Here is a 15,228-nt window from a genome sequence, read left to right as displayed (position 1 = left end):
CCGCCGGCAGGAGAGGGCTACACACCAGCTCCCATGCGTGTGCGGATGCTCGGCCGGCCCAGGGGAGATCACGAGGGCACACCTGATCGGCCGGGCAGTGGAATCGGTGCGGAACGAGGACTGGAACAACGTCCCGGCCTGCTGGTGGTTGCACCGGTGGCTGGACTCTGAGCCGGATGGCATCCGGTGCAAACGGTCGATGTGGGCCCTGGCCGTGGGCCTGGGCCGCCGGCTGGAGGCCGTGGACGTGCAACCGCTCCTGCGGGAGTGCGGCTACTACGAGTGGAGGAGGCGTAGCGGCGGATGAGCGCGCCGTGCGCTACGTGGGCACACGGTTCAGGAGGCAGGAGGAGGATCACCATGCCGGTAGCGACACTGATGCAGACTGTGGCCGCGAATACGATGCGGCACCTCACGGTGCTGTTGCGCCTGGGGCCGGCTCTGTGGGCCGCGGTGGCCGCCATGGTGGCGTACACCGGTCATGGGGCCATCCGTGTGCTGCGGAGGGGGTAGGACGGTGCCCCGGTACACGAGCGGCTACGAGGCGGCCCGGGCGGACGGGTGGTGCATCCAGTGCCTGCGCCGGCAAGCAGTCGAGGGCCGGTCCATGTGCGAGCACTGCGCCGAGCTTCGCAACGCCCGGAGCCGTAAGCGGAACGAGCAGCGGCCCACACAGCGGATGACCAGGCGCCGGGTGCAGGACCTGTTCGAGGGGGCGAGGACGCTGTGATCTACACCATCGAGCGGACCATGACGCCGGAGGAGCGCAGGCTGGAGCGGCTACGCCGGATCCAGCGCCGGCTGTTCCCGGGTGACAGGCACCTGCTACCCCGAGTCCTGACGGCCCCCGTGGAGGAGGTGATCCGGTGGCGGCAGAGTGGGCACAGCGCCTAGATGGCCTGGCGGCGAGGCACCGGGCCGGCGATCCCGTGGATGAGGAGCTGTACGAACAGGGGAGGCGCATGGTCCGGCGGATGATTCGCCGCCGGGGATGGTATTTGGCCGGCGCCGCCGAGGACGACCTGGTCCAGGAGGGCATGATCGGGTTCTGGGGGGCGGTACGCCACTGGCGCCCGGACGGCGGCATGGCGTTCGCTGCGTTCGCAGAGATGTGCGTGACCCGGGCGATGATTACTGCCCAGACCAAGGCGAACCGGCTCAAACACCAGGTGCTGAGCAGGGCGATATCGCTGGACACGCCGTTGGCCGGCGCCAGGGACGAGTCCCGGCCGCTGGTCCTCCGAGACATCGTAGGTGATCCGGACAGCGACCCGGCTGAGCGGGTGATCGAGGCGGAGGACCGCCTGGAGAATGCCTGGATCGTGGCCGGCGCCCTGCAGGGGCTCAGCAACCTGGAGCGGGAGGCCGTGCTGCGGATCACGCGGGGCCAGTCCTACGCCGAGGCGGCCTGGGCCCTGGGCACCACCCCGAAGGCCATCGACAACGCCCTGCAGCGGGCCAGGCGCAAACTGCTGCGCCGCCGGGAGGCGCTGAGCGCATGAGCGAGTTCCTGGACACGTCGCCGCTTATCCGCCAGGAGCGAGACCTGCTCCTCCTGGTATGGCGTCACGGGGTGATCACGGCCGAGACAGCGCAGTACGAGCTGGACTGGACGGCAGGCGAGCTGGGAAACTTCAACCGGCGCCTGCTATCCAGTGGGCTGATCCGCCGGGAGAAAGGCGGCCGGTCCAAGACAATCACGTACCACTGCACTCGGCTGGGCCGGATGGTGGCAGACGCCCTCAACCGGGGCCTGCGGGTGGAGCTGGTGGAACCCATCGGCCGGCGGCGGAATGCGGCCCCGGTGAGGGAAATGGTCCGGCTGCGGCTCCAGGGATACACGGTCCGGGAGATCGCAGACCGGCTGGGCTACCTGAACGACCACACGGTTTACCGCCACCTGCGCCGCGCTGGGCTGTCGAGCGGGCGGCCCGGCCGGCCCCGGCGGCGAGCGGCTGGAGAGTGAGAGGAGGAGCGGCTGAGATGCTCACGGAGCTGGAGGAACTGGTGCTCGATCTGCTTTGTGAACGCCGCTACGTCTATGCTCATCGCGTAGCGCAGGATGCCCGGATTCCGCTGGAGCAGGCCGAGCGGGTGCTGGAGCAGCTGGCCGACCTGGGGTACGTGAAGCGGCTTTCCGGGTGGTACGGCCGGCGCTACCGGATCACCCAAGAAGGCCGGGAGGCGACGGTGCGGCCGAACCCGGAGGTGTGGACGGCGTGAGAACTGAGGAACGGCAGAGCCAGGATAGGCCGATTGGGCGGATACCGCCAGGAACGACCGTTTCATGGACCAGCCAGAGCTGGGGCGTGGAGAAGACCAAGACCGGCCAGGTCCTTGCCTTCGTGCCGGCCGGCCATCATCCCAGGCGGTATTTCGATGTAGATGTCCGCGGTATCCCGACCTCACGCCTGAAGTTCGACTTCAGGCCGAGCCGGAATGACCGCTACATCGTGGCCGTGCCGCGGGGCGGGAAATCGAAGATCGTCGACTATTACGCTCCTATGGCATCCCGGCTCGAGCCGGAGCCGGAGATAACCAGGACGCCAGGCGAGAGGTGAAGACCGCATGATGCTCACCGATTTGCAGCAGGCAACCGCCTCCCTGGCGGACCCGGCCTGGCCGGAGGACAGAGACAACCCCCACCTGGCCGACTGCCTCATCGCCCGGCTGGCGGAGGAATGCGGGGAGCTTGCCCAGGCAGTACGCCTGCTGGCAGGCCCCCGGCTGGGGCATCCCGGGGAGGCAGCGGGGAGCATCGAGTACGTGGAGGACGAGCTAGGCGATTGCCTATTCCTGTTGGCCCGGTTGGCACTGGCGACGGGCGCCAGCCTGGAGCGGGCGGCGCAGCGGGTGATCGGCAAGATCGAGAGGAGGATAACCGGCTATGACTGAGCGATGGCGGGTGCTAGATGATCGGTGGACCAACCCCTTCACCGGGGAGCCGGAACGCCACATCTGCAAGTCCAGGGCCGATGATGCGACCGTAATCGCGGTGGAAGGGCCGCACTGCGATGACGACGCTCGGTGGGTAGCTGCCGCCCTGAATGCGGTGGACGGCGTTCCCACCGAAGTTCTGGAGGCCGGGGTAGTGGTGGTGCCGGTGGAGGAGCTCCGCAAGCGGCTTCCAGCCCTGATCCGGGCCACGGCTGAGATGGTGCTCTCGGAGCGGAGGAAGCTCGACAACGATCAGCTCGACGAAGAACTGAAAGATCTGTCCGCTCTGTCGCAGACAACTGCCAAGATGGAGAGCAAGCTGGGCAGTTTCATCGAGTGGCTCTCCCGCCTCCCGCAGAGCGGGGCGCAGACCGAGCCGCCCAGCAGATATACCGTCACCCTGACGGATGAGGAGCGGCAGATCGTATGCGAGGCGCTGAGCGTCTACACCGATCACTGCGCCGAGTACGAGGACCATCCAACCGCGGCCGTGCGGGAGACAGCCAGCACCAAGAAGCTGAAGGCCTGGGCTATCCTCTCCCGCCTCCAGCAGCACGGGGGCTGGTGGGAGACCGGCGACCAGGAACCCCGCCGGCTGCGCGAGGACTGCTACGAGCCCGGCCAGCAGATGGGAGGTGGGCATGTGTGAACGAGGTGGAGCAGAGGCTGCGGGAGATCGAGGAGCGGGTGAGCAAGGCAACACCGGGACCGTGGCGGGCGGTCTGCGAGGCAACTGCGGAAGAGACCGCATGTGGGCGTGATGTGTACTCCTTGACCGGTCCGGAGTGGGTGGAGGAGGGCGACTACAGCTTCTTCGGGGAGGATGACGCTCAGTTCATCGCCCATGCCCGCGATGACGTACCCTGGTTGCTCTCCCTCCTCCGTGAGAGGGAGGAGGAGGTCAGAGCCCTGCGGCACCTGCTGAACGAGATCGAGTGTGGCACGGACGACATCCGAGAGGGCCTGCGCGGCTGTGGCGATCACTCCTGCATCGTGAAGAAGCCGCTCGGCATGGCGACCAACGGCGGTTGCAGGTGCGTGACGAACAACACCTTCGAGGTGCGTGTGCTTCTCGGCCGGGCGCTTCGGAAAGCGGCCCGGCTGGAGGAGGAGAACCGCAGGCTGAGAGAGGCGTTGGGCTGGTTAGTCCACCTCAACCACGGCGTAAGCAAGGACGGTGGTCAGCCAACGATGACGGAGTGGGAGGACGCATGGGAGCACGCAGAACAGCTGCTGCGAGGTGAACAGCCATGACACCCAGCTACGCCGAGGAGGCCCTGATCGACTCTCTGCGGCGTAAGAATGCCGCCTACCGGGCTCTCCTGGAGCGGGCCCTCACCGGCGCTCTGCACGAGGCATGCGGCGACCATGAGGACCCCGATCCCTGCTGGCACTGCTGCGACTGGCGGGAGCTGGCGCAGGATATCCAGGCTGCGCTCGATGGCGAGACCTCTCCCGATCCGCTCATCGAGGAGAACAGGCGCCTCCGCCGCTTGGTGGACCACTACGAGACTGGAATCCGCCGCCTGATTGAGGAGGTGAGCCGTCACGACACCGGCGCAGCAGCGGGTGTACGAGGCGATCCGTGAGCTGGAGGATGAACTGGGGTACGGTCCCTCCACTCGGGAGATTGCAGCCCGGGCGGGACTGCACAGCACGGCGACGGTGCACATGCACCTGAGGGCTCTCCTGGAGGCTGGCCTCATCCGTCGGGCCTCCAGGAGGTCCGGCTACCGCACGGTCAAGGAGCGAGAGGAGGTCGACCATGGAGAGGATCTGCGGCACGTGCACCTTCGCTCGCCCGTGCGGCCGCTCGGGAGAGGTGGTCTGCACCCACCCTGAGAACCGGCGGTTCACGGTGACGACGGCTCAGTGCCGGCGACAACGGAAGTGGTGGAGGCCTCGGCCGGACATGGTGGAGGCATGGGAGGAGCGGATGGTGCGATGCGGCAGTTGACGGTGGAGGACCTGTTGGCCGAGACAGCGGCGGCGGAGTACCCGGCCGGTCGGTGGGAGATGTCGGGCGGTGCCATGCGCTGGGTCGGCCTGATCACAGGCCGGCCGTCGACCGGACAGCCCGACCGTATGATGGTGATCGGGGTCAGCTTTCTAAGCCACAGCCGGGGCTGGAGGTCTATGCCGTACGAGTTGGACCTACGCCGTGGAGACATGGCAGACGTAGACCCGACCCACCTGCAGTCCGGACTGGTTGTGGCCGTGGAGGAGGCCTGCATGGCGACGGAGCGGGAGCGGTTGGAGACAGGGTGTTGAGGTCAACTACTTGCCGTGGGTTAGGACCCCGTCTCTCAAGTTCTAGAGAGACGGGGTCTACCGACCAAAACGCAAGCTTTCGCGCGCGTGCGATGTCTTACACATCTCTTGGACAAGATCTCGGACAAAATCCGAGACATATGAGTGAACATCCTGTTTGCTATCATGCGGGAAAAAGGGCATAATGTATCCCACAGAACTGGATCTATCGACGGGACATTTGGAGGGACACCGCATGGCAAGGTGGGACATCAACTTTGAACCGTACATCAACTTGCGCTCCCCAGAGATCGTAGAGCTCATCGTTGAGATTGAGGCGTTCAAACGATCCGTCCTCAAGATACCTCTCCCGCCTAGCATGCGAGAGAAGATTGACAGCATCAATATTATCCGTCAGATCAGAGGTACGACCGGCATAGAAGGAAACTCGTTGAGTGAGGATGAGATCAAGTCGGTGCTGTCCGACTCGGCCAATCGCGAATCGGGAGCTGTTTCTGTCGAGCAGCAAGAGGTCATCAACGCTCAGGGAGTGCACCATTTCATCGTTGAACACGTCAAACACAACCGAGATGGGATTATCACCGAGGATTTGATCCGTACGATTCACCGAATTACCACCGAAGGTTGCAACTATAGAGACAACATCCCTGGTGAGTATAGGAAGCATCCAGTAGCAGTTGGCGAGTTCTATCCTCCCGACCACCACGAAATCCCAGAACTCATGCGCAAGTTCGTCGCACTGATTAACTCCAGAGAGGTGATCGAGGGATACAAACCGCTGGTACGCGCTATCGTTGCCCACTTTTACCTGATTACCATTCATCCTTTTGGGGATGGTAATGGTAGGACTTCGCGTGCCATCGAGGCGTACATTCTGTATCACGGCGGTTACAACGTCAGGGGGTTTTACTCCCTTGCAAATTACTTCTATAAGAATCGAGCTCAATACATCGAAAAATTGCAGGAGGCCCGGTTCAAGCACAACGGGGATCTCACCGAGTTCGTTGCGTTTGCGCTTAGAGGCTTCGTGGAGGAACTGCAATCCGTTCAAGATGAGATCTTGGAGTACGTCAGGCGGGTGATGTTCCGTGATCTGTACCTAGAGAAGCTTGCTCTAGGCGATATAAACGGCCGTGGCGTGGCCATCGTCGAGCACCTGACCTTCTACGAGCCAGAGGGGGTACCGGTTGAAGCGTGGAAAAACCGAACGTACCACTTATCCCGGGGGCTTTACGAAGGGAAGAGCCTGAAGACACTTCAGCGGGACCTCGCGAACCTCGAGAAGCAGGAACTGGTTGTGATTCGGAATGGCAGACTGCAGGCCAACCTCGAGTTGATGAACCAATATACATGATGTCTGCTTTCCCTTGGGAACTGGCACCGAACGCTTGCAAACGGCGTTCGGTGCCTCGATTTTTGCAGGAGGTTTTCAGGCGCGCCGAGAAAGGGCTGGCGACGTTCGGGGACCATCGAGAGAGGAGGGCGCAGACGATGAGCAGCGACCGCATTCGGGTAGGAGAGTACCTGGTGGAGCGGAAGGTGCTGGAGGAGATCGCACAGGAGTTGCGCCAGTATCAGCACCGACGCCGGCGTTACGAGTACCTGCGTCTCCGCTACCAGCAGGTGCCGCTGGAGTCTCCGATGCCCTCCGAGGGTGCCGGCCGCAATCCTGGGCCGAGTAATCCAACCCTTCGGGCCGTCGAGCGGATGGAGTCGATTCAGCAGGAGATGGCGGAGCTGGCTGCCTGGATCACGACGGTCGACAGGGCCCTGGAGGATCTCTCGGAGATCCAGCGGGAGATCCTCCGGCACCTGTACCTCCTGCCGCGCTCGGCGCGGGAGTACACCATGATCGGCCTGGCCCGGCGCCTGGCCGTCAGCGAGCGGGAGGCGTATCGGGCCCGGAATGAGGGGCTGCTCTACATCGGCCTGGCCCTGCACGGTGAGGCGATTTTGGCAGGATCGTGGCAGAATCCTGGCAGAATCGTGGCAGGCCACCCCTGAGAAACCGTGTTACGCTGTTACCGTGGGATGTCGGGAGACATCCCGGGTTCCCTCCTCGCCCGGCCGCAGATCCGTCAGGCCCATTCTCCTCTCCCTTTCCTCCTTCGGCAGAGCCCCGCCGGCCAGCCAGCAGGTCGGCGGGGCACCCGTTTAGCGGGAGGTGACGCGGCCATGCGATGGGTCAGACGCACGGAGGACGGCGCCTACATCGTGCGGCGCACTGCTGAGGGCTGGACCGTCGAGACGGTCAACCGCAGAGGGCGGAACTTGTTCGGGCCGCGCCTGGTGAGCCAGGAAGCGGCTCTCGCTGTTATCCGAGGTACGTCAGCTATGGGCCGTAACCTGTCGGGCCTCCGTAAACGGCCGGACGCCCGAGCTCTACGACATCGGCGGAGGACAGCCGGGGGCAGACATCCTGCCTCCGGCTCCCCGCCGCGGCCCAGGAGATAGAAGGGGGAGAACGCATGGCGCATCCGTTGCAGACGGTGCTGGTCGATACGTACAAGGGCCTCATGGAGATGCGGTTCAGCCACGTCGTCTCCACACCCTTGGGAAACTTCGCCGTGTTCACGGCCGACGACGAGGAGAACACCGTCGCCTATTACAGACTGGTGGAGCCCACGCCGGACGAGGAGCAGATGCTCCTGGATATGTGGGCCGACATGGGCGAGGGTGAGGGGTTCCCGATGATCAGGCCGAGCGAGTAAGGAGGGATGAGGTTGTGTCGAGGTGGCAGCGGTTCTGGTGGGCCTGGAGCATCGCGAGGAGGAGCGGCTGCGGCCTGATCGAGTCATACCGCCTGGCGCGGTGGTTCAGCAGGAATCGAGGAGAGATCACCCGGCAGCAGCGCAGGGCATTCGAGCGTCGGCTCGCGGGATAAGGAAGTATAGGCGGGACATCCTTACAGATGAAACACACCCCATGCTGGGCACGGGGTGCATGTTTAGAATCGCTTAGCCGAGCCGTGCTATGGCTTCGAAGAACGCCTGCGGGTTTGCCGACACCTGGTCTCTGGATCTGCGGATCTCCACCGCGCCGAAGCCCTCGAAGTGAAGCGTCAGGGACGGGGTGACTCTGAACCCGGTAAGGTAATGCTGATCGGGAACCATTTCGTATGTACGGTCGACGCGAACAAGGCGGCTGAGTGGGAGCCGTCGAACCTCCACAGTCTCCTTCTGGATCAACTCTCCGTCTCTTACCAGCGCGATGTCCACCAGCAGCAAAGCGTCTGCAAGCAGAATGTATACCCGAATCGGTTCTTGGTCGATGGTTGCGAGGTAGTGAAAATCGTTGGGGAGATCAACGTCCACGTCTGACACTCGTGCCGGAGGCCAGTGAACCAGCCCCATGTTGAGCAGCCATTCAGCGAGCTTCATGGAACTTCCCCCAATCATCTTTGGATAAGTCTTAACAGTCAAATTCTACGCCTCTGGGGGAGTTCCTTTTATGCACGCGACCGGCGAGCCGGCGATTGGTACGGGTGTTCCACAGGTTAGTTAGGAACGATTTGCCCGGGCAGTGGACCGCGTTGCGGAGGTCTGGGTGTGTGCAGCCAGCGGCGACTGTGCGTAGCTCCGATGCCGACCGCTACTACGACAGGTACAAGTGCAACAAGGACGCCAGACGCTTCTACAACAGTGCGGCATGGAAGCGGCTGTGCCTGCTCGCTCTGCAGCGTGACCACTACCTCTGCCAGCCGTGCCTGCGCCGGGGAGTGCTGACGCTGGCTGATGGCACGCACCATGCTGTGGCACGATGGACGAAGCGGCCGGGGAATGACGATCTTGGCAGTACGCGAGAACTGCCAGCGCAACCCGGACGCGGACCGGCACTACGACTAGTAATGCACAACCTTGGCCGGCGCTGGCTGGCGGGAAAGAAAGGAGAGGACGTACTGGTGGCTGACACACGAGTTGTTCTGGTGTGCGGCCCACCCGGCTCCGGTAAGACCACCTATGTGCGTGAACGGGCCCAGCGCGGAGATCTCATTCTCGACCTTGACGCGCTTATGTCTGCCCTCTCCGGCCAGCCGTGGTATGAGGCGCCGCGCGAGATCCTGCCGTTCGCGCTGGCGGCCAGGGATGCGGTTCTGGAGCGGCTGAATCACCCGCATGGCGTTCGGAAGGTGTGGGTCATCTCATCTTTGGCCAACAAGGCCGACCGCGAGCGGTTGCGCCAGCGGTTGAACGCAGAATCGGTGATGTTGGATGTGCCGCCAGAGGAGTGCCTGCGTCGCATCGCACAGGACGAGAGGCGAGCACATCAACTCTCGCAGTGGGAGCCAATCGTATACCGCTGGTGGCGCGAATATTCCGAGGAAGCACCGCCCAAGCGACGAGGGAGACCGCCGGAAGCGAGGCAGTTCTACAACTCGGCAGCGTGGCAGAAGGCTCGGGAGGCAGCCTTGGTCCGTGACCACTATCTATGCCAGCCATGCCTGCGCAGAGAGCGGCTCACGCCGGCCGTGGCCGTACACCACATCAAACCGATAGAGACGCACCCTGAGCTGGCACTGGTGCTGGACAACCTCGAATCGACCTGCCTTGCATGTCACAACAAAGAGCACCCGGAAAAGGGGCGGGCACCAAGGGTGGCGGTCAAGCGGAGGGCCCGAATCATGGCCGTTCAGGCGAACCCAGAGGTGGTGTAGGGGGGCGAGGGAGCGCAGGGATCCCCCCCCCTGCCTGGAAACTGAAGGCAGAAAGCACCGGAGACCGGCCGCCGGCCCGCCTTCACACCGCGGGAAGTTTTCCACGCGAGGGGGGGTGTAGCGATGTACAAGCCAAAGCCGGTGATCAAGCGGAAGCAGGCCAAGGACCTGTTCAAGCTCCTGGTCAAGGAACTGGAAGAGTCCGGCAACCTCAACGACCAGACGATCCTGCTGGTGGACAACATGGTCCTCTTGGAGCAGCTGAAGTACCAGCACCTGGACGACATCAAGGAGCGCGGCGTCGTGGAGCTGTTCCAGAACGGGTCGCAGACCATGTACCGGCAGAACAAGAGCGTCGACGCCGTGTTGAAGATCGTGGAGCAGCAGCGGAAGCTCCAGGCGGAACTGAAGCTCACCCCCGCCTCGAACAAGCGGGTCACCGAGGCGGTGACCGTCGATGAGTTCGAGGAGTTCTAAGACCAAGATCACCCTCCCTCTCACCGCCCCGAGCCCGAAGCTGCTGACCACCTGGTACGCTCAGCAGGTTGTTGCCGGCAAGATTGTGGCCTCCCAGAAGGTCAGGCAGGCCTGCGAACGGCACCTCAACGACCTGAAGAGGCAGGGGACGACGGAGTTCCCGTGGGTGTTTGACGAGGAGAAGGGTCACCGGCCGATCCGGTTCATGGAGCAGTTCTGCCGGCCCAGCCAGGGCAACTATCGGCAGTTGGTCCTGCAGCCGTGGCAGCACTTCATCATCGGTTCGCTCTACGGGTGGGTGCACAAGGACACGGGGCTCCGCAGGTTTCGAGAGGGGCTCATCTTTGTTGGCCGCAAGAACGGCAAGACGACGAAGGTCAGCGGCCTGAGCCTCTACGGAGCATCGAAAGACGGAGAGCGCGGCGCCCGGGTGTATCAGCTCGCCAACTCGATGAAACAGGCCCGGCTCCAGTTCGACGAGTGCAAGGCCATGGTGCAGCAGTCGCCTGCCCTCGCGAAGCACTTCCGGGTGACCCGGGATGCGATCTTCTTTGACAAGACCCTATCCAAGATTGAGCCCCAAGCCTCGGATTCCGAGCGCCTGGACGGCCTGAACACCCACCTGGCGATTTTCGACGAGATCCATGAGTACCGGGACTACAAGCTGATCAACGTCATCAAGAACAGCCGGGGCGCCAGGCAGCAACCCCTGATCCTCTACATCACGACGGCCGGCACGGTCCTGGACGGGCCGCTCATGGACTACTATGAGCTGGGCGCCGACATCCTGAGTGGCGCCATCACGAATGAGCGGTTGTTCTTCTTCATGGCCGAGCTGGACCCGGAGGACGATGTGGAGGATCCGGCAACCTGGATCAAGGCCAACCCTAACCTCGGTGTGTCGCTCCAGTTGGACGACATGATCGAGGAGTGGGAGCGGGCGAAGTTGATCCCGGCGGAGCGCAGCGACTTCATCACGAAGAGGCTGAACGTTTTTGTGAAGGCCGGCGAGGAGTCCTGGCTCCCCTGGGAGGTTATCCAGCGCAACAACGGCGAGATCCCGATCGAGGAGTTGGAGGGTCTGGAATGCGTAGGCGGGTTTGACCTTTCCGACACCCAGGACTTCACCGCCGCCTGCCTGGAGTTCCCCATTCCGGGCGAGCGGAAGGTGGCCGTGATCTCGCACTCCTGGGTTCCCCAGGCCAAGGTGGCACTTGACCAGGAGAAGATCCCATTCCGGGAGTACGAGGAGGCTGGCCTGCTCACCATCGTGCCGGGCGATTACGTCCGGCACGAGCTCGTCTATGAGTGGTTCGTGAAGCAGGCCGAGCGGTTTGCCATCACCAAGATCGCCTACGACCCAGCCAAGGCCTTCGAGTTGGTGAAGGCGCTCACCGGGTATGGGTTTGAGTTGAAGCCGGTGAGGCAGGGCTTCATCACTCTCGGACCGGCGCTCGACCACCTGCAGGAATTGTTCCTGGACGGAGCTGTGGTATACAACAACAACCGCCTGCTCCGCTGGTACATCAACAACGTGAAGCTGGTGGAGGACCGCAACCGAAACAAGATGCCGACGAAGATTGGAAAATATCGCCGGATCGACGGCTTCGCGGCCCTCCTCAACGCCCACACCGAGGTCATGCACATGCTGACTACGCCGTCTCCTGGTGGATCCATCGAGTTCGTGTCGATCTCCAAGCTGCTGAAAGGGGGTGAGTAGGTGGGCTTCTGGGCGAGCCTCCGAAGCTGGTTCCGGGCTGTCGAAGCAGAGACCAAGAACGGCCAGGAGGTGAAGGCCGAGGCCGGAAAGAGGAGCGAATGGGTCTCCTCCAGCGGTAAGTCGGACTTCACCCGCTGGTTCGAGCCTAAGAACGTGTTCGCTTCGATGACGGCTGACAAGTTGGCCTCTAGCGAGACCGTCTTCGCGGCCATCTCGCTGCTTTCGAACGCCATGGCATCCCTGCCGCTGAAGCTCTACCGGGACTATGAGCCCATCCGGTCCCCGCTGGCAGACCTGATGGCAAACGAACCGAACCCGAACATGACCAGCTTCGATTTCATCCGCACCCTGGAGACGCACCGGAACACCCACGGGAAGGCGTATGCCATCAAGGACTATGACGACAGGTTCCAGGTCCGGGCTCTGTGGATCCTGGACCCGACAAAGGTCACACCTGTCATCGAGCAGGCCACGCAGGAGCTTTGGTACGAGATCCAGGGCGATAAGGGACGGTACTACGTCCACAACTCGGACATCATCCACGTGAAGCACATCCATGCTTCAGGGCATGAAGGGATCAACCCTCTAAAGGTGCTCCAGAACACCATGGAGTTCGACAGCGAGGTGCGGCAGTTCAGCCTGGACACCATGGACGGCGCCATCAAGGCCAGTTTCCTTCTGAAGATGGCGACGCACCTCTCCGAGGAGAAGAAGAAGCAGATCCTGGAGAACTTCCGCCAGTTCTACCGGGAGAACGGAGGGGTGATCATCCAGGAAGCCGGTGTAACGATTGACCCCATCAAGCGGGAGTTCATCGACACCAAGGTGTTCGAGGCCGAGCGCATCACCGTCCGACGGGTAGCTACGGTCTACAACTTGCCCGTACACATGCTGGGCGAGACAGAGGGTATGAACTACTCCAGCAACGAGCAACTCATGTTGGAGTTCGTGCAGCTGACCCTGGTGCCCATCGTCCGGCAGTACGAGCAGGAGTTCAACCGCAAGCTCCTGACGCCGCGACAGAGGCGGATAGGCTACACGTTCAAGTTCAACGTCAACGCTCTTCTCCGTGGGGACATCAAGACCCGCGGAGATTTCTACTTCAAGGGCGTCCGCAGCGGGCTGTTCACTCCCAACGAGGTCAGAGCCTGGGAGGAACTGCCGCCGGTGCCTGGTGGGGAGCGGCTGTTCATGAGCCGTGACCTGTCACCCATCGGCGAGCGGCTAGGGCCGCAGAGTGCAGGGGAGTCGGAAGGGGGTGAATAGGTGAAGCGCAAGTTCTGGGAGTTTCGGGCCCAGGCCGGGGGCACCGGGGGAAAGGTGGGAGAGCTCTACATCTATGGCTCCATCACCTCGTACAAGTGGGACGACACCGACGTCACAGCCAAGAGTTTCAAGGATGACCTTGAAGCCCTGGGAGACATCGACACCCTCAACGTGTACATCAACTCGCCGGGAGGCAGCGTGTTCCAGGGTCAGGCCATCTACTCGATCCTGCGGAGGTTCCGTGAGCGGGCGGCAGTCAACGTCTTCATCGACGGGCTGGCCGCCTCCATCGCGTCCGTGATCGCCATGGCCGGCGGCACCGTGACGATGCCGCGCAACGCCATGATGATGCTCCACAATCCCTGGACCATCGTAGCCGGGAACGCTGCGGAACTCCGAAAGGCAGCCGACGACCTGGACAAGATCCGGGTCTCGCTGGTGGAGGCCTACATGGAGAAAGCCGGCGACAAGCTCAGCCGGGAGAAGTTGGACGACCTGCTCAACGCTGAGACTTGGCTTACCGCCCGGGAGTGCTACGACTACGGCCTGTGCGACGTGGTGGCGCCCGAAAAGGAGATGGCCGCCTGCATCGACGAGCAGATCATGTCGCACTACCGCCACGTCCCGGAGACCCTGGTTGCCCGGGCCCCGACCCTGCTGACCGAGAGCGACCGCCAGGCGCGGATCGCCGCTGCCAAGCAGAACATCGAGCGCATCAAGTCTGTTCTGGAGGTGCTGTGAGTAATGAAGAGCACGGTGTACGATCTGAAGGCCAAGCTGGCCACCGTGGGCGAGCAGCTGCAGGCTGTCGAGAACGAGCTGGTCTCGAAGCTCGCCAATCCCGCCGTTGCGATGGAGGAGATCAACAAGCTGGAGTCCCAGAAGGCCGACCTGCAGAAGCGGTTCGACCTGCTGAAGGAGGCCCATGACCGGGCCGTCGCCGAGCAGGAGGCGCGGATCCGCCGGGACAATCCCATCGGCGCCGCGGCAACCGATAAGGAGCGCCTGATCGCCGCCAAGGCCGAGTTTATCCGGGCGACGATTCAGGGCCGGCCGATCGCTGACGAGGCGCGGAATGTGCTGCGGGCCATTCCGAGCCCCAATACCACTGGCGGCGACAAGTTCCTGCCCAGCACGCTGAGCGAGCAGCTCATCTATGAGCCGTTCGTCACCAACCCGCTGCGCGGCGCCATCCGTATCACCAACATCAAGGGCCTGGAGATCCCGAAGATCGCCTACACCCTGGACGATGACGGCTTCATTACCGACGAGGAGACCGCTAAGGAGCTCGAACTCGAGGGTGATCGGGTCACCTTCGGCCGGAACAAGTTCAAGGTTAAGGCGGCCATCTCCGACACCGTGCTGCACGGCTCCGATCTTGCGCTGGTGCAGTACGTGGAGAATGCGCTGCGGTCCGGCCTGGCCGCCAAGGAGAAGAAGGTGACGTTCGCCGTCAACGGCCCCGACGCGGAGAAGCACATGAGCTTCTACCAGGTCGGCATCAAGGAGGTCGAGGGCGCCGACCTGTACGAGGCGATCCTCAACGCCATCGCCGACCTGCACGAGGACTTCCGTGAGCGGGCCCGGGTGGTCATGCGGTTCGCCGACTGGGTGAAGATCCTGCAGAAGCTGGCCAACAGCTCCGTGGCCCTCTACCAGGCCCAGCCCGAGCAGATCATCGGCAAGCCCGTGATCTGGTCCGATGCCGCTGTCACGCCGATCGTCGGCGATCTCAGCTACGTGCACCTGAACTACGACGGCGAGCTGGTGTACGACAGCGACAAGGACGTCGACTCCGGCGACTACCTCTTCGTGCTCACCGGCTGGATGGACCAGCACATTCTGCTGAAGTCCGCCTTCCGCCTCGCCAAGGTGGTCCCGACCGTGTAAGGGGGGCTGCTCC

The 15,228-nt window shown here is 63.1% G+C and carries 24 protein-coding genes; 23 read left to right on the top strand and 1 reads right to left on the bottom strand.

From position 1 onward, the window contains the following. Positions 1 to 106 precede the first annotated feature (106 nt). From ACZ5UM_RS04240 to ACZ5UM_RS04160, 17 genes are all read left to right on the top strand, one after another. Positions 107 to 307, top strand: a complete 201-nt coding sequence (locus ACZ5UM_RS04240; RefSeq protein ID WP_464847119.1) for a hypothetical protein — start codon at positions 107 to 109, stop codon at positions 305 to 307. 53 nt (positions 308 to 360) lie between these two features. Then, positions 361 to 513: a hypothetical protein gene (locus ACZ5UM_RS04235; RefSeq protein ID WP_464847118.1), complete on the top strand. Its 153-nt coding sequence runs from the start codon at positions 361 to 363 to the stop codon at positions 511 to 513. Between the two features lie 4 nt (positions 514 to 517). After that, positions 518 to 730: a hypothetical protein gene (locus tag ACZ5UM_RS04230; protein ID WP_464847117.1), complete on the top strand. Its 213-nt coding sequence runs from the start codon at positions 518 to 520 to the stop codon at positions 728 to 730. After that, complete coding sequence (locus ACZ5UM_RS04225) at positions 727 to 894, top strand: hypothetical protein (protein WP_464847116.1); 168 nt, start codon at positions 727 to 729, stop codon at positions 892 to 894. The genes ACZ5UM_RS04230 and ACZ5UM_RS04225 overlap by 4 nt, the downstream gene beginning before the upstream one ends. Beyond that, positions 867 to 1,502 (top strand): sigma-70 family RNA polymerase sigma factor, encoded by a 636-nt coding sequence (locus tag ACZ5UM_RS04220; protein ID WP_464847115.1) that lies wholly within the window; start codon positions 867 to 869, stop codon positions 1,500 to 1,502. Before ACZ5UM_RS04225 ends, ACZ5UM_RS04220 begins: the two co-directional genes overlap by 28 nt. Beyond that, positions 1,499 to 1,966, top strand: a complete 468-nt coding sequence (locus tag ACZ5UM_RS04215) for a helix-turn-helix domain-containing protein (RefSeq protein ID WP_464847114.1) — start codon at positions 1,499 to 1,501, stop codon at positions 1,964 to 1,966. The genes ACZ5UM_RS04220 and ACZ5UM_RS04215 overlap by 4 nt, the downstream gene beginning before the upstream one ends. A gap of 17 nt (positions 1,967 to 1,983) precedes the next feature. After that, entirely contained in the window at positions 1,984 to 2,223 is a 240-nt protein-coding gene (locus ACZ5UM_RS04210; RefSeq protein WP_464847113.1) for a hypothetical protein, read from the top strand. Positions 2,224 to 2,309: 86 nt separating this feature from the next. Further along, positions 2,310 to 2,561, top strand: coding sequence for a hypothetical protein (locus ACZ5UM_RS04205; RefSeq protein ID WP_464847112.1), 252 nt, complete (start codon positions 2,310 to 2,312; stop codon positions 2,559 to 2,561). A 7-nt stretch (positions 2,562 to 2,568) separates the two neighbouring features. Then, a complete protein-coding gene (locus ACZ5UM_RS04200; protein WP_464847111.1) occupies positions 2,569 to 2,895 on the top strand; it encodes a MazG nucleotide pyrophosphohydrolase domain-containing protein in 327 nt (108 codons plus the stop codon). Next, positions 2,888 to 3,586 carry a hypothetical protein gene (locus ACZ5UM_RS04195; RefSeq protein ID WP_464847110.1) on the top strand — a complete coding sequence of 233 codons (699 nt, stop codon included), beginning with the start codon at positions 2,888 to 2,890 and terminating at the stop codon, positions 3,584 to 3,586. Before ACZ5UM_RS04200 ends, ACZ5UM_RS04195 begins: the two co-directional genes overlap by 8 nt. Further along, positions 3,583 to 4,191 (top strand): hypothetical protein, encoded by a 609-nt coding sequence (locus ACZ5UM_RS04190; protein WP_464847109.1) that lies wholly within the window; start codon positions 3,583 to 3,585, stop codon positions 4,189 to 4,191. The genes ACZ5UM_RS04195 and ACZ5UM_RS04190 overlap by 4 nt, the downstream gene beginning before the upstream one ends. Then, positions 4,188 to 4,526: a hypothetical protein gene (locus tag ACZ5UM_RS04185; RefSeq protein WP_464847108.1), complete on the top strand. Its 339-nt coding sequence runs from the start codon at positions 4,188 to 4,190 to the stop codon at positions 4,524 to 4,526. The genes ACZ5UM_RS04190 and ACZ5UM_RS04185 overlap by 4 nt, the downstream gene beginning before the upstream one ends. Next, positions 4,507 to 4,779: a LexA family protein gene (locus tag ACZ5UM_RS04180; RefSeq protein WP_464847107.1), complete on the top strand. Its 273-nt coding sequence runs from the start codon at positions 4,507 to 4,509 to the stop codon at positions 4,777 to 4,779. The genes ACZ5UM_RS04185 and ACZ5UM_RS04180 overlap by 20 nt, the downstream gene beginning before the upstream one ends. A 102-nt stretch (positions 4,780 to 4,881) precedes the next feature. After that, positions 4,882 to 5,208, top strand: coding sequence for a hypothetical protein (locus ACZ5UM_RS04175; protein ID WP_464847106.1), 327 nt, complete (start codon positions 4,882 to 4,884; stop codon positions 5,206 to 5,208). A 235-nt stretch (positions 5,209 to 5,443) separates the two neighbouring features. After that, a complete protein-coding gene (locus tag ACZ5UM_RS04170; protein WP_464847105.1) occupies positions 5,444 to 6,562 on the top strand; it encodes a Fic family protein in 1,119 nt (372 codons plus the stop codon). Positions 6,563 to 6,699: 137 nt separating this feature from the next. Beyond that, positions 6,700 to 7,212 carry a hypothetical protein gene (locus ACZ5UM_RS04165; protein WP_464847104.1) on the top strand — a complete coding sequence of 171 codons (513 nt, stop codon included), beginning with the start codon at positions 6,700 to 6,702 and terminating at the stop codon, positions 7,210 to 7,212. A 464-nt stretch (positions 7,213 to 7,676) separates the two neighbouring features. Further along, positions 7,677 to 7,919: a hypothetical protein gene (locus ACZ5UM_RS04160; protein ID WP_464847103.1), complete on the top strand. Its 243-nt coding sequence runs from the start codon at positions 7,677 to 7,679 to the stop codon at positions 7,917 to 7,919. A 246-nt stretch (positions 7,920 to 8,165) separates the two neighbouring features. On the opposite strand, the gene ACZ5UM_RS04155 is transcribed toward ACZ5UM_RS04160, so the two are convergent. Further along, positions 8,166 to 8,588, bottom strand: coding sequence for a hypothetical protein (locus ACZ5UM_RS04155; RefSeq protein WP_464847102.1), 423 nt, complete (start codon positions 8,586 to 8,588; stop codon positions 8,166 to 8,168). 170 nt (positions 8,589 to 8,758) lie between these two features. On the opposite strand from ACZ5UM_RS04155, the gene ACZ5UM_RS04150 reads away from it, so the two are divergent. From ACZ5UM_RS04150 to ACZ5UM_RS04125, 6 genes are all read left to right on the top strand, one after another. Next, entirely contained in the window at positions 8,759 to 9,862 is a 1,104-nt protein-coding gene (locus ACZ5UM_RS04150; RefSeq protein ID WP_464847101.1) for an HNH endonuclease, read from the top strand. Positions 9,863 to 9,985: 123 nt separating this feature from the next. Further along, the gene (locus tag ACZ5UM_RS04145) at positions 9,986 to 10,339 is read left to right on the top strand and encodes a P27 family phage terminase small subunit (protein ID WP_273381290.1); all 354 of its coding nucleotides are present in this window, start codon (positions 9,986 to 9,988) and stop codon (positions 10,337 to 10,339) included. Next, entirely contained in the window at positions 10,320 to 12,059 is a 1,740-nt protein-coding gene (locus ACZ5UM_RS04140) for a terminase large subunit (RefSeq protein ID WP_464847100.1), read from the top strand. Before ACZ5UM_RS04145 ends, ACZ5UM_RS04140 begins: the two co-directional genes overlap by 20 nt. Beyond that, positions 12,060 to 13,325 (top strand): phage portal protein, encoded by a 1,266-nt coding sequence (locus ACZ5UM_RS04135; protein ID WP_464847099.1) that lies wholly within the window; start codon positions 12,060 to 12,062, stop codon positions 13,323 to 13,325. It abuts the gene before it with no gap. After that, the gene (locus ACZ5UM_RS04130; RefSeq protein ID WP_464847098.1) at positions 13,326 to 14,066 is read left to right on the top strand and encodes a head maturation protease, ClpP-related; all 741 of its coding nucleotides are present in this window, start codon (positions 13,326 to 13,328) and stop codon (positions 14,064 to 14,066) included. Positions 14,067 to 14,069: 3 nt separating this feature from the next. Next, positions 14,070 to 15,215: a phage major capsid protein gene (locus ACZ5UM_RS04125; RefSeq protein WP_464847097.1), complete on the top strand. Its 1,146-nt coding sequence runs from the start codon at positions 14,070 to 14,072 to the stop codon at positions 15,213 to 15,215. Positions 15,216 to 15,228 lie beyond the last annotated feature (13 nt).

The organism is Symbiobacterium ostreiconchae, from assembly GCF_055396975.1.
The sequence above is the reverse complement of the archived record's forward strand: the minus strand, read 5'-3'. Positions and strand labels throughout refer to the sequence as shown.

Bases quoted from the DNA above. Each gene is read 5' to 3' on its own strand.
- ACZ5UM_RS04200 (WP_464847111.1), top strand. From the start codon at position 2,569: ATGATGCTCACCGATTTGCAGCAGGCAACCGCCTCCCTGGCGGACCCG.
- ACZ5UM_RS04155 (WP_464847102.1), bottom strand. From the start codon at position 8,588: ATGAAGCTCGCTGAATGGCTGCTCAACATGGGGCTGGTTCACTGGCCT.
- ACZ5UM_RS04165 (WP_464847104.1), top strand. From the start codon at position 6,700: ATGAGCAGCGACCGCATTCGGGTAGGAGAGTACCTGGTGGAGCGGAAG.
- ACZ5UM_RS04185 (WP_464847108.1), top strand. From the start codon at position 4,188: ATGACACCCAGCTACGCCGAGGAGGCCCTGATCGACTCTCTGCGGCGT.
- ACZ5UM_RS04195 (WP_464847110.1), top strand. From the start codon at position 2,888: ATGACTGAGCGATGGCGGGTGCTAGATGATCGGTGGACCAACCCCTTC.
- ACZ5UM_RS04145 (WP_273381290.1), top strand. From the start codon at position 9,986: ATGTACAAGCCAAAGCCGGTGATCAAGCGGAAGCAGGCCAAGGACCTG.
- ACZ5UM_RS04170 (WP_464847105.1), top strand. From the start codon at position 5,444: ATGGCAAGGTGGGACATCAACTTTGAACCGTACATCAACTTGCGCTCC.
- ACZ5UM_RS04215 (WP_464847114.1), top strand. From the start codon at position 1,499: ATGAGCGAGTTCCTGGACACGTCGCCGCTTATCCGCCAGGAGCGAGAC.
- ACZ5UM_RS04175 (WP_464847106.1), top strand. From the start codon at position 4,882: ATGCGGCAGTTGACGGTGGAGGACCTGTTGGCCGAGACAGCGGCGGCG.
- ACZ5UM_RS04125 (WP_464847097.1), top strand. From the start codon at position 14,070: ATGAAGAGCACGGTGTACGATCTGAAGGCCAAGCTGGCCACCGTGGGC.
- ACZ5UM_RS04140 (WP_464847100.1), top strand. From the start codon at position 10,320: ATGAGTTCGAGGAGTTCTAAGACCAAGATCACCCTCCCTCTCACCGCC.
- ACZ5UM_RS04160 (WP_464847103.1), top strand. From the start codon at position 7,677: ATGGCGCATCCGTTGCAGACGGTGCTGGTCGATACGTACAAGGGCCTC.
- ACZ5UM_RS04210 (WP_464847113.1), top strand. From the start codon at position 1,984: ATGCTCACGGAGCTGGAGGAACTGGTGCTCGATCTGCTTTGTGAACGC.
- ACZ5UM_RS04235 (WP_464847118.1), top strand. From the start codon at position 361: ATGCCGGTAGCGACACTGATGCAGACTGTGGCCGCGAATACGATGCGG.